This window comes from Bacillus sp. B1(2022), from assembly GCF_040259625.1.
Lineage (GTDB): Bacteria > Bacillota > Bacilli > Bacillales > Bacillaceae > Bacillus > Bacillus velezensis.
Window position 1 is genome coordinate 16,200 of sequence record NZ_JANIFO010000012.1, and the last position, 12,935, is coordinate 29,134.

General features: G+C 46.1%; 12 protein-coding genes. 8 read left to right on the top strand and 4 right to left on the bottom strand.

The window, feature by feature from the left end:
* Window positions 1-83 precede the first annotated feature (83 nt).
* The 8 genes from gutB (at window position 84) to NQS30_RS17890 (ending at window position 7,867) form a co-directional block, all read left to right on the top strand.
* Window positions 84-1,145 (top strand): sorbitol dehydrogenase, encoded by a 1,062-nt coding sequence (gutB, locus tag NQS30_RS17855; protein ID WP_085341788.1) that lies wholly within the window; start codon window positions 84-86, stop codon window positions 1,143-1,145.
* Between the two features lie 73 nt (window positions 1,146-1,218).
* Complete coding sequence (locus NQS30_RS17860) at window positions 1,219-2,595, top strand: MFS transporter (RefSeq protein ID WP_218791756.1); 1,377 nt, start codon at window positions 1,219-1,221, stop codon at window positions 2,593-2,595.
* Window positions 2,596-2,696: 101 nt separating this feature from the next.
* On the top strand, window positions 2,697-3,659 hold the full coding sequence (locus tag NQS30_RS17865; protein ID WP_160242600.1) for a carbohydrate kinase family protein: 963 nt from the start codon (window positions 2,697-2,699) through the stop codon (window positions 3,657-3,659).
* Between the two features lie 232 nt (window positions 3,660-3,891).
* Window positions 3,892-4,209: a YjdJ family protein gene (locus NQS30_RS17870; protein ID WP_151280945.1), complete on the top strand. Its 318-nt coding sequence runs from the start codon at window positions 3,892-3,894 to the stop codon at window positions 4,207-4,209.
* A gap of 103 nt (window positions 4,210-4,312) precedes the next feature.
* Window positions 4,313-4,999, top strand: a complete 687-nt coding sequence (locus NQS30_RS17875) for a PspA/IM30 family protein (RefSeq protein WP_218791508.1) — start codon at window positions 4,313-4,315, stop codon at window positions 4,997-4,999.
* 50 nt (window positions 5,000-5,049) lie between these two features.
* Window positions 5,050-6,075: a TFIIB-type zinc ribbon-containing protein gene (locus NQS30_RS17880; protein ID WP_007609808.1), complete on the top strand. Its 1,026-nt coding sequence runs from the start codon at window positions 5,050-5,052 to the stop codon at window positions 6,073-6,075.
* On the top strand, window positions 6,075-6,836 hold the full coding sequence (locus NQS30_RS17885) for a TPM domain-containing protein (RefSeq protein ID WP_076425566.1): 762 nt from the start codon (window positions 6,075-6,077) through the stop codon (window positions 6,834-6,836). Before NQS30_RS17880 ends, NQS30_RS17885 begins: the two co-directional genes overlap by 1 nt.
* Before the next feature lie 26 nt (window positions 6,837-6,862).
* A complete protein-coding gene (locus NQS30_RS17890) occupies window positions 6,863-7,867 on the top strand; it encodes an SPFH domain-containing protein (protein ID WP_136396175.1) in 1,005 nt (334 codons plus the stop codon).
* A 41-nt stretch (window positions 7,868-7,908) separates the two neighbouring features.
* On the opposite strand, the gene NQS30_RS17895 is transcribed toward NQS30_RS17890, so the two are convergent.
* The 4 genes from NQS30_RS17895 to NQS30_RS17910 form a co-directional block, all read right to left on the bottom strand.
* Window positions 7,909-9,840: an acyltransferase family protein gene (locus tag NQS30_RS17895; RefSeq protein ID WP_218791509.1), complete on the bottom strand. Its 1,932-nt coding sequence runs from the start codon at window positions 9,838-9,840 to the stop codon at window positions 7,909-7,911.
* A 271-nt stretch (window positions 9,841-10,111) separates the two neighbouring features.
* Window positions 10,112-10,972, bottom strand: a complete 861-nt coding sequence (gene rsiV / locus NQS30_RS17900) for an anti-sigma-V factor RsiV (RefSeq protein ID WP_015416955.1) — start codon at window positions 10,970-10,972, stop codon at window positions 10,112-10,114.
* A complete protein-coding gene (locus NQS30_RS17905; protein WP_003155802.1) occupies window positions 10,972-11,469 on the bottom strand; it encodes an RNA polymerase sigma factor SigV in 498 nt (165 codons plus the stop codon). The genes rsiV and NQS30_RS17905 overlap by 1 nt, the downstream gene beginning before the upstream one ends.
* Window positions 11,470-11,656: 187 nt before the next feature.
* A complete protein-coding gene (locus NQS30_RS17910; RefSeq protein ID WP_007408876.1) occupies window positions 11,657-12,697 on the bottom strand; it encodes a 2,3-butanediol dehydrogenase in 1,041 nt (346 codons plus the stop codon).
* Window positions 12,698-12,935: the final 238 nt, after the last annotated feature.

Below are 12,935 nucleotides of genomic sequence, written 5' to 3' on the forward strand. Positions count from 1 at the left end.
AAAAGCAGATAAAATAGGGGCAGTAACAGAGAAAACAAAAATGTATGCACTTACATTTCAAAGCAGAGAAAGGATTTTGCCAAATGACTCACACAGTGCCTCAAAACATGAAAGCGGCGGTTATGCACAACACGAGAGAAATCAAAATCGAAACATTGCCCGTGCCTGAAATCAATCATGATGAAGTGTTGATTAAGGTGATGGCTGTCGGAATTTGCGGATCTGATCTGCATTACTATACAAATGGCAGAATAGGCAATTATGTAGTGGAAAAACCATTTATCCTCGGTCATGAATGCGCGGGAGAAATTGCCGCCGTCGGATCGTCTGTCGATCAATTCAAGGTGGGAGACCGTGTCGCCGTCGAACCCGGTGTCACATGCGGACGCTGTGAGGCGTGTAAGGAGGGGCGTTATAATCTTTGCCCGGATGTACAGTTTTTGGCGACACCGCCGGTTGACGGCGCGTTTGTCCAATATATCAAAATGCGTCAGGACTTTGTTTTCTCGATTCCGGATTCACTATCCTATGAAGATGCGGCTTTGATCGAACCGTTTTCTGTCGGCATTCATGCGGCCGCGAGAACAAAGCTTCAGCCCGGATCAACAATTGCGATTATGGGAATGGGGCCTGTAGGATTAATGGCCGTTGCGGCAGCGAAAGCATACGGGGCAGGCACAATCATTGTGACCGACTTGGAGCCGCTGCGGTTAGAAGCTGCGAAAAAAATGGGAGCGACTCATGTCATCAATGTCCGGGAACAGGATGCCGGTGAAGAAATCAAAACGATCACGAATGGCAGAGGCGTTGATGCTGCCTGGGAAACAGCGGGGAATCCGGCGGCATTGCAATCCGCACTGGCTTCCGTGCGCCGGGGCGGAAAACTGGCGATTGTCGGTTTGCCTTCTCAGAACGAGATTCCGCTCAATGTGCCGTTTATTGCAGATAACGAGATTGATATATACGGAATCTTCCGTTATGCGAATACGTATCCGAAGGGAATTGAATTTCTCGCTTCCGGCATAGTGGACACGAAGCATCTTGTAACGGACCAATATCCGCTGGAGAAGACGCAAGAGGCGATGGAACGGGCCTTTCAATACAAAAATGAATGCTTAAAAGTGATGGTGTATCCAAATCGCTGAGTGAACGGGGAGGATCTTGGCATTCTCCCTCTTGCTTATCAAAAATGAAAACGGATTCTTGGGGTGGGAAATGATGATTGAAACAGAAAAAGCAGCGGCAGTAAAGACGAAATATCGCGGCCTGTCCTGGATGGAACGGATCGGCTACGGATTCGGCGATATGTCGTACAATATTATCTTTCAGTTTGTAAACGCATACTTGTTATTCTACTATACAGACGTCGGCGGCATTAAGCCTGCGGTCATCGCAGCTTTGTTTCTTATCGTAAGGGTGCTGGACGCTGTTTTTGACCCGATTATGGGCGTGATTTTAGACAAGACGAATACAAGATGGGGAAAGGCAAGGCCGTATCTTTTGTGGGTGGCGTTTCCTTTTGCGCTATTTACGTTCTTATGCTTCACGACCCCTCATTTCGGCGAGACGGGGAATATGGTTTATGCGTACATCACTTATATTCTGCTTGGGATGTCCTTCAGCATGCAGACGATTCCGGTCAACAGCTTAACGGGGCGGATGACGAATTCCGTGGAGGAACGGACGGTTCTGACGACGACCCGGATGATTTTGGTTTATATCGGAATTCTGTTATCGATTTCCTGTGCGACACCGCTTGCAGATCTGATCGGCGGGAAAGATCAGGCGTTTGGATTCCAGATGACGGCGCTTATCTATGCGGCGGTGAGCATCGCATTGAATCTGTTCAGTTTCTTTACTGTACGGGAGCGGATTCAGCCTGAAAAAAGAAAAAAACAAGGAATGAAAAAGACGTTGTCTGTTTTGTTTCGAAACAAGCCTTTGCTCATTTTGGTTTCTGCATTTTTGGCGTTTGCGATTGGGTTTAACATTAAGCTCAGTACGATGGTGTACTATTTTACGTATAACGTCAGCCATAAGGAATTTGTGTTTTTAGGAACCGTGTTGTTTTTCGGCGCAGCGCTGATCAGCAATCTGTTTATTCCTTTCTTTTCTGAGAAGCGGGGCCGGAAGCAGGTTATGATCATCACGGCGGCGCTATCGCTGATTTCTTATGCGGGCCTTCAGTTTACATCGTATTCTTCGCTGCCGCTTATTTTCTTTTGGCTTTTCGTTTCGGGATTTTTTACGACGCCTTTAAATACGCTTGCTTGGGGAATGGTTGCCGATTGTGTCGATTATGCGGAATGGAAAACCGGAGTCCGGGCTGATGGCGTGGTGATTTCGAGCATGAGTTTCATCAATAAGCTCGGAGTTGCGTTAGCCGGGTCATTTTCGGCCGTTTATCTCGGAATCGCCGGATATGCCGCGAATACCGATCAGACGGCCTCGTCATTGAATGCGATTAAAAATATGAATGCGCTCATTCCGGGATTGTTCATTCTGCTGTCTATTATTCTTATTTCTTTTTATCCTTTAACTGAAAAAAAATATCAGCAGATGATGTCTGATCTGGAGCAAAGGGCTGCCAGATAAGTATATGTAAAATTTAAAATATTCTATGTAAACGGTTGTATTTATGACAGAAAGCTCTATACTGAAACTATAATCGAGAATTGATAAATGAGTGTGATAATGTGGGAAGCCAATCTGTTATTTGTATTGGAGAATTGTTAATTGATTTCTTTTGTACCGATGTGGATGTTGATTTGACAGAAGGACGCAATTTCTTAAAAAGTGCCGGCGGCGCACCGGCGAATGTGTCGGCAGCCATTGCTAAGCTGGGCGGAGACGCGGCTTTCAGCGGAAAAACAGGCAAAGATCCGTTCGGGTATTTTCTGAAGCAGACATTGGACGCCGTACACGTCGATACCTCTATGCTCGTCATGGATGAGAAAGCGCCTACAACGCTTGCGTTTGTTTCATTAAAACAAAATGGGGAGCGCGACTTTGTGTTTAACAGAGGAGCGGACGCTTTGTTTACGCTGGATGATATTGATCAGGAAAAGGTAAACGATGCCAAAATCCTTCATTTCGGATCAGCGACGGCATTGTTATCTGATCCGTTTTGCTCAGCCTATTTACGGCTGATGTCGATTGCGAAAGATAATGGACAGTTTATTTCCTTCGATCCTAACTACCGTGAGGATTTATGGAAAGGAAGAGTTTCAGAGTTTATAAACACCGCAAAAAAAGCCGTTGCCGTAAGTGATTTTGTGAAAGTCAGTGACGAAGAGCTTGAGATCATCAGCGGTGCGAAGGATCATAAAGAAGGTGTTGCGGTTCTTCATGAGCTCGGGGCCGGTATTGTGGCGGTGACACTCGGGAAAAGCGGGACCCTTCTTTCAAATGGGAAGGATATTGACATCATTCCGAGCATTCCGGTGACATCAATAGACTCAACGGGAGCGGGAGATGCGTTTGTCGGCGCGGCGCTGTATCAGCTGGCGCGCACGGATGAGATTCAGACGGCAGCCGATGATTTTGCGAAGCTGCGTGATATTGTCTCATTTGCCAATAAGGTGGGGGCGCTCGTGTGCACCAAAATCGGTGCGATCGATGCTTTGCCGAGTTTAAAAGAGGTTGAAGTATCACTGTAAAATATCGAGGATGCTTCTTGAAAGTCATCGGACTTCGGGAAGCATCCTCTTTATTTAGGTCTGAAACCCTTTTCGATATACGGTATACTTTAGAAAGGCATCCAGTAAATTGAACCGCTGTGAAGTTCATACAATAACTTTTTTATCAGTTCTGAGTAAAACCAAGTTTCTGCTGCTGCCGTCATGTATAGTGTGTCGGCCTGTGATATTGAACCGCGGAGGAATGTTTTTCATGAAACATGTTTTTCTTATTGTGCAATGCGCGTTTTCTGTTTTTTGTTTTCTTTGTCTCGCCGCTGTCAATTGGTATCAGGGGAGTGAGCTTGTTTCTGATTCGTTTGATTGGAATGATACGGCTAAATTTTCAAAGCTTTTGAATGGGACGGATACGATTACAAGTCCGGAACAGATTTCGCAGCTGGATTTCTTTGTGTATGCGGCGAAGCATTACCCGTTAGTGAGCGGGTTGATGATCGCGCTTTTTATTTATTTTTTGTTCTCACTGTATCTGGTCGTAAAGAATTTCCGCCGGCACAAATGGGCTGAATGAGACTATTTTACATAAATTTATGAGAAAATGAAACTTTTTTCGAAAAAAACAGTATAGATAACTATGAACTTGTTACTATTTAATTTTGGGAGGAAAATGAAAAATGAGTATTTTAGGAAGATTTAAAGACATCATGTCAAGCAATATCAATGCGCTGCTGGACAAAGCTGAAAACCCTGAAAAAATGGTTGATCAATATTTGCGGAATCTGAACAGTGATTTAGGAAAAGTGAAAGCGGAGACGGCTTCTGTCATGGCTGAGGAACAGCGGGCGAAAAGAGCGTTAACAGAATGCCAGGCTGATGCCGAAAAGATGGAAAGTTATGCGATGAAAGCGTTGCAGGCCGGCAATGAATCCGATGCGCGGACGTTTTTGGAAAGGAAAGCGGCTGTTGAATCAAGACTGACTGAGCTGCAGACGGCTTATCAGCTCGCTTCTTCCAACGCGTCTCAAATGCGCAAAATGCATGACAAGCTTGTCGCTGATATCGGAGAGCTTGAGTCGCGCCGAAATGCCATCAAAGCGAAGTGGTCTGTGGCAAAGACGCAGGAGAGAATGAACAAATTGGGGTCCTCTGTGTCAAATGCGGGCCAATCGATGACAGCTTTCGGCAGAATGGAAGACAAGGTCAACCAAGCGCTTGATCATGCCAATGCGATGGCTGAGCTGAACGCGTCTCCGAAAGACGATATTGACGATCTGACGGCTAAATATGACAGCAATCAAAGCAGTGTCGATGATGAATTGGCGGCGCTCAAGCAGAAAATGCTTTTCAGTAAAGATCAATAGACAGCGGGCTGCAGCTTTGTCCGATATAAAGAGAAAGTGAGAGAAACAGAATGATCATTTCTTATAAATGCCCGAACTGCGGCGATGATATGGTCTTTGACAGTTCATCCGGCATGCTGACATGTCACAGCTGCGGGCGGCAGGATCAGATTGAGAGCCTGCCAAAAGAGTATATAACGACGAGATTTTCTGAAAATGAGGCGAACGAGTACCGGTGTGAGAATTGCGGTGCGGTATTAATGACTGAGGCGGAAACGACGGCCACGACGTGCGGGTTTTGCGGAGGAGCCGCCGTTCTCGCCGACCGATTATCGGGAAATCTCGCGCCTTCGATGGTGATTCCTTTTACGATCAGTAAAGAAGAAGCCATGAGCGCTTTTAAAAAGTGGTGCCGAAACGGCCGTCTGACACCGAAAGGATTTATGTCTGCCGATCGGGTGAAGAGCATAACCGGCATGTACGTGCCATTTTGGATGTTTGATTTAAACAGCAAGGTTCAGGTCAATGCCGTTTGTACGAGAGTGCATCACTATGATGATGGAGAATACCGGGTGACGGAGACCGAGTATTACAACGCGTACCGCGATATCAATCTTGATTATCTCAAAATTCCGGTCGACGCTTCAGAAAAAATGAGTGATGAATTAATGGACAAATTGGAGCCTTACTCATACAGTGAGCTGAAGGAGTTTAATACGGCCTATTTAGCGGGATATATAGCGGAAAAGTACAATTATACCGATGACGATCTCTTTCCGCGGGCGAAGGATAAAATCAGCCATTATATTGATTCTTATATCAGATCCACCTTCTCCGGATATACGACGGCTGACATTACGGATGAGCAGATTCAGACCGATAAAATCAGCAGCTTTTACGTACTGCTTCCGGTCTGGATGGTCAGCTACGACTATGAGCGGGCTGAGCACATTTTTGCGATGAACGGGCAGACGGGCAAGGTTGTCGGCAAACCGCCGATCAGTGCCGGAAAAGTGGCCGCGTGGTTCGGCGGCATAACCGCCGGTGCGTTTTTAGCATTAAGACTCGTCTCACTTATGATAGGAGGCGGTTTTTGATGAAAGTATCGATAAAAAAAGCGTGTCTCTTCTGTTTCGTCCTTTTTCTGATGATGTCTTTTGGTTTACATACATCGGCGTCTGCCGCGGAACAGAAGCAATATATTTATGACAATGCTCATTTATTAACGAAGGATGAAACGAAGAAACTTGAGGAATTGGCCGGGAAGCTCGGGGCAAAGCGCCATACCGATTTTATCATTCTTACCGCAAACGGAACGGGCGGTAAGGACATCGAGCAGTACGCCGGTGATTTTTATGACAGTCATTTTAGCGGAAACACGGCGATTTTGACCATTGATATGAAAAATCGGGAAGTATTTATCTCCGGGTATAAAAAGGCGGAGACGTATTTGAATAACAGCCGGCTGAATACGATCAGAAATACGATCTCGTCAGATATTTCCGCAGGCCATTATGAAAAGGCGTTTCAGACCTACATCAAGATGGCTTATAAAGATATGGGGAAAAGCCCGGACGACAAGTCTGACAATCTGCTGCTCACATGGTGGTTTCAGCTCATTATTGCCGCAGCCGCGGCCGGCATCGCCGTCACTGTGATGGTGTACAATTCCGGCGGCAAGGTCACCGTCACCGGCAGCACGTATATGGATCACGATACGTCTGAAGTGCTGAGCCAGCACGACACATATATCCGAACCGACGTTACAAGAGAAAAAAAGCCTGATAAAGATAATGACAATGACGGCGGAGTCACGAGGGGCGGCACGAGTTACAGCGGAAGCAAGGGAAGTTTTTAAATTATATGTAAAGGATTTGAGCATACATGGGTTTTTTCAGAAATCAGTTAGCAAATGTGGTGGAATGGGAAGAATTCAGAGATGACATGGTTTTCTATAAATGGAACAACCGTGAAATTAAAAAAGGCAGCCGTCTGATCATCCGGCCGGGACAGGATGCCATCTTTTTATACAACGGGAAGATTGAAGGGATTTTCCGTGATGACGGCGATTATGATATCGAATCAGAAATCATTCCGTTTCTATCTACACTAAAAGGGTTTAAGTTTGGCTTTAACAGCGGCATGCGGGCTGAAGTGCTGTTTGTGAATACGAAGGAGTTCACCGTGAAGTGGGGTACAAAAAACGCTATCAACATTCCGGCGGCAGGTATGCCGGGCGGTATGCCGATCCGCGCAAACGGCACATTTAACTTCAAGGTCATTGACTACATCGGATTGATTGATAAGATTGCGGGTGTCAAAGACAGCTATTTAGTGGAGGACATTAAAATCCGGATTACGTCTATTCTCGATCAGCTTTTGATGAAATGGATCACCAGAGAAGGAAAAGACATGTTCAATCTGCAGTCGAATTCCTTTGAAATCGGAAAAGGGATGCAAGAAGATCTTGATATGCAGCTGATCGGAGACGGCATGTCGATTACGGGCTTCAATATTATGAGCTTTAACTATCCGCAGGAAGTTCAGGATATGATTACGAAAAACGCTTCTTACGGCATGGTGGGCGATGTGAACCGCTATCAGCAGATTTCCATGACGGACGGAATGTCATCCGGCAAAATGAACGGAAGCGGCGCCGCCTCAGACATGGCGGGCATGATGATGGGAATGAATGCGGCAAATCAAATGATGAACCAAATGAACCAAAATCAGCAGAACCAGCCGCAGCAAAATCAAAGTCAGCAGAATCAGGGGACGGCACCGGCGAACGGCTCGGAAGGAGCGGCTAAGCCGAAATTTTGTCCGAACTGCGGAACGAAAACGGAAGGCGCGAATTTTTGCCCGAATTGCGGACAGAAGCTTGCCTGACGATATACGAAAAAGAGGCCTTTTTTGGGCCTCTTTTTTTGTCATGATTTCATTGTTTGGACGATGAGGGATGTCAGCGCTTTTGATCCCTCAGGTATGAGATGGACGCCGTCCGGTGTGAAGTATTCAGGGTGCTGCAATGCTTTTGCGTGCCAATCGACAAGCGTCACATTTTTGCGTGACTCGGCCTGCCGGCGCAATGATTCGTTTACTTTGCTTTCCCACTGCCGCGGCACACGTGTGTTGACAAGATAGATATCGGCTTTTGAAAAGGAGCTGATCAGTGATTCAATTTGGCTGTTTGTGAAATAGCCGTTCGTCCCTAACTCGATGATGACCGCTTTGTTCGGCTGATTAAATGACGCATATTCCGAAGTGAGCTGGAGTGCTTGAGAGACTTGTCTTCCTACCTTTCCGTCGATGGTGACATGAGGGAGGGACTGCCGCAGGTATGACGCAATGTCCAGCATCACCGAGTCACCGATGGCCAGTACGTCTTGCTGAGGCTGTGTTTGTTTTGAATCAGCCGCTTTTTGAGATGACCGTTCCTTTTTCTCTTCATTTTTCTTTGTATTTGATTTGTCTGTTGGTTCTTTCTTGTTTTTGTCTGACGCGGTATCCGTTTTTTCGCCGCCGTGTTTTTTCTTGCTGTCATCTTCTTTTGCCGGTTGATCGTGATCGGCCGTCTTGTGCGAAGAGGCGGCGGTTTCTTGCTGATCATTTTGCGCGTACGTCCATTGCGGCTGTTTTTTCTCTTCGGCTATTCCTGACAGCCCGCCCGCAAATACGAGAATGGCGGCAAGAATGAGGCCGAGCGACATTCTGCTGATGACAGAGGACGTCTTCCATTCCAAAAAGCGGTTCAGAAACACGCGGCGTAAAAATGGCCGGAAGCCCGCAGTGCGGATCGGCTGTTCAATGAAATGGTAAGACAGCTCGGCAAGAATGAAAGTGGCGCCGATTCTGACGGCGCAGTGCCAATAAACCGGATTTCCGATTTCCTGCACGGGTGTGCTCAGTACGAAAACCGGGTAATGCCAAAGATAGATTCCGTATGATCTCGTTCCGATCCAGCGAAGCGGCTTCCATGAAAGAACATGTCCCAAAAAGCTGCTCGGATGGCATAAACATGCGACAAGAACCGCTGCGGTGATGCTGATCAAAAGCATGCCGCCCTTGTACAGGAAGGGTTCATATTCATCCGTGTAAAAGACGCAAAGCAGCAGCGCGGCAAAAGCGGCAAGCTCCGTCCCGTGAAGCAGGTGTTTCATGCTGCTCGGCAGCCGTTTGGAAGATAATCGTTTCATCGGCCACACTAAAGCTAAAGCGCAGCCGATCAGCAATTCAAATGAGCGGGTATCCGTCCCGTAATAAACGCGGCTCGGATCTCCGCCGGGCACATACATCATACTCATTACGACTGCCGAACATAACGCGAGGAACATGACCGCGGCCGCAAGCCGGGCCCGTGTTTTACATATGTACATTCCCGCAAGCAGCAGGAAGGGCCATATGATATAAAACTGTTCTTCAATCGCCAGCGACCAAAGGTTTTTTAATGGCGAAGGGGAGCCGAAGCTGTCGAAATAAGAAAGCTGATGAAAGATAAACCACCAATTGCTTATGTAAAAAAGTGAGGAGACCGCATCCCCGCGTACGGTATGCAGGAGCTCGCTGTTAAACAATACGACCCAAATGACCGTCGTGATAATCATGAGATAAGCCGCCGGCAGAAGCCGCCTGATCCGGCGCACCCAAAAATCACGCAAATCAAGGGTGATGGCATTGCCTTGGGCAGGCAATATAATAGATGTAATTAAATACCCCGATAAAACAAAAAAGATATCAACACCAATGAAACCGCCGTCGGCCCAGTTAAAATTCAGATGATATGCGATAACTGCGAGGACGGCAAAGGCGCGAAGTCCATCCAGTCCGGGAATATAGCGGTGATGCAGTGACTTGTCTGACATGGTATTCCTCCAATAATGTGTGCGGAAATTCTCGCTGTTTTGCGGATGGCTATGGCAGATTTCTGTACAGTCTTCCATTTGTTCCGTTAATTAGACGCATTCGGAAGGGGATTTTGTTTCAGAAAAAATGAATGAAATGCTGTGATTTTCTTAAACTTTTCAGCCCCCGTCCGGCGTCTGATATATGAAAAGGGTCCCTTGTGCATCTTGGCTGTTGCGGGACGAAAGAAAAAATCCATGATCTGCGGATATCATGGATTTTTTTCTTTCTTTATCTGATGTAGCGGTCTCCGACAAGCAGCTTGGAGATGACGGAGGTCGGTATTGTAAACTCTGTAACGCCCATATATCCGGGTGCCGCTTCGTATTCATCAAATGAGATGACAAGTTTGTGCTTATCTGTAATATAAAAATTCTGGTCGGCGCGGATGGCTTTAAAAGGCTCCGACATATCATTATCTTCGACCCAGTATATTTTATTCGGATCTTCTTTCATCTGTTTTTTCATTTGTTCTTTAATATTTTCGCTGATGACTTTAATATAACGGTCATCTTTAAATAAGCTCTTTAACGTAAGCACGGCCTCATTCTTTTTATCAATCGTGATGTAACGGCTTTGCGTATAAGAGGAAGCTTGCGTTTTTTCGATATCACGGCGGATTGAGATCAAATCCGCTGTGTCAGTAACGGTTTCATAATCGCTGTAAATACTGAGGTGGCCTTTTTTGCTTTTTGAGGTCGCCTTCATAAATTCCTGATACAGCTCTTTGCTTTCTTTCATATAATGCCGGTTGATGCTGTCTTCGAGTTTATGATCGGAAAGGCCGGACAGAGCGGGCGTTTTCACATCAATGCTTGATTGGTTCTTTTCTTCCTTCATCTCCGTGAATGTGATGGCTTGGACGACTTTGCCGATGACGGGGATTTTAGACATGGCTTGTGCGGCATCCGGGTTGATATTGACAACGGCGGTAAATAAGACGGCCGCAGCGACTGCCGCGGATGTCGGCCACATCACGATTCGTTTTTTCTTCGGTTTCTGCTGAAGGGCTTTTTCGACAATGCTGTCCAGTTCCTTAGGAATGGGCACACTTTTATACTCTTCTCTTAATTGTTCTAATCTCTTTTCCATTAAGAAAGATCCTCCTTCGTCAGCTGAATGCGCATGAGCTTCAGCCCCCTGTAAAGGCGTGTTTTGACGGTGTTGATGTTTTCCCCCGTGATGTCCGCGATTTCTTCTAATTTCAGGTCTTCAAAGAAACGCAGAATGATAATGGTTTTATATTGATGCGGCAGGTCATCAAGCGCTTCGTGAAGGTCTGTGTCCTTGTAGTGATCTTCCTTTCCTCGGCTTAAAAACTCGATCGTTTCATCATCCATCACTTTCAGTTTTTTCTGTTTGCGGAGAAAATCAATGGCCGTGCGCACTAAAATTTTATAAAACCAGCTTTTGATCACATCGGGGTTTTTGACGGATTCGACCGATGTCAGCGCTTTTTGAATTGATTCCTGAACAATATCTAACGCGTCATCCTTGTTCTTTACGTAACTGTACGCCAGCCGGTAAAAGTCTTCCTTGCGCTCAGTTATGCACGTCACAAGCGACGCTTTGGCTGTTTCGTTCTTCATTGCTTCAAAGGGCTCCTTTTTAAAAAATACGTATCATAGGCTGCTGCCTAAGGATAGACGGGACAGGGTGAAAAATAGTTTGCGCAGAGGGGATCATTTTTAAAAGGAAAAGGAAGGAAAGACGATGAGATGAAAAAAAGAGCCGGAACGGCTCTTTTTCGGATGTGTTGATATTCAGCTGAACGGTTTAGTTCGGTTTGACTAAGATTTTCACTTGGTTTTTCTCTTTGATTAAAGCACCGAAGCCTTCTTCAATCAGATCGTCGAGCACGATTTTTTTCGTGACGAGCTTATCTGCTGAGAAGTACCCCTCTTTCATCAGTGCAAGAACGGAAGGGAAGATGTCACGGTATCCGATAATGCCTTTTACGGTCCGTTCTTTGATGACGATATCGTTCGGATGAATTTCCGCTCCTTTTTCCCAGATGCTGACGATAACCGTTTCACCGGCAATGTTTGTTGACTGGATCGCCTGGCGGAGAACGACAGGAACGCCTGTTACTTCATAAGAAACATCAACGCCGCCGTTTGTGCGTTTAGCGATTTCTTCAACGACATCGTCCGTTTTTGACGGATCAATGATGATAGCGCCGAGTTCTTTCGCTTTTTCCTGACGTTCCGGTGAAAGTTCAACTGCGTAAATATCTGTGGCGCCGGCCGCTTTCAGGGCTTCAATCACAAGCAGCCCGATCGGTCCGCAGCCAAAAACTGCCGCCTTGTCGCCCGCTTTTAATTTGCTTTGGCGGACGGCGTAAAGCGCTACCGCTGACGGCTCAACAAGCGCGCCCTGTTCGTAAGAAAGCTCTTCAGGAAGCTTAAACAGCAATTCTTCGTCAACGGATACATATTCAGAAAATCCGCCGCCGCCTCCAGCTAAGCCTAAGAATCCCATTTGTTCATCAAGGTTATAGGCTCCCTGATGTCCGTGTGTGGCAAAAATCGGTTCCACGACGACACGGTCGCCGACGCTGTAATTTTTGACGCCTTCGCCCACTTCAACGACTTCTCCTGAGAATTCGTGACCCATCGTGACGGGCGCCATTTCGTTTGTTAACGGATGAGGTTTGCCGACCGGAATAAAGATCGGGCCTCCCAAATATTCATGAAGGTCGCTTCCGCAAATCCCGCACCATTTGACTTTAATTTTGACTTTACCCGGTTCTGCTTTAGGTTCATCAATGTTTTCGATTCGAATGTCTTTTTGATTGTGCCATCTTGCCGCTTTCATTGATTATCACTCCTAGTCTGATTGAAACGAGTATAGGTACATGATCAATATGAACCACGGTTAAAAGGAATAAAGTGCCTGCTTCCTAAAGCCTGATTTCTCAAAATATATCATATTATGCAACTATCAATAGGCCTTATAAAAAGTCCATATTGAATGCAGAAATACTCTATGAATATTATAACGCTAATGAATTAAATTTTGTAGTATAATTTACCATGGAATTATATAGAACAGG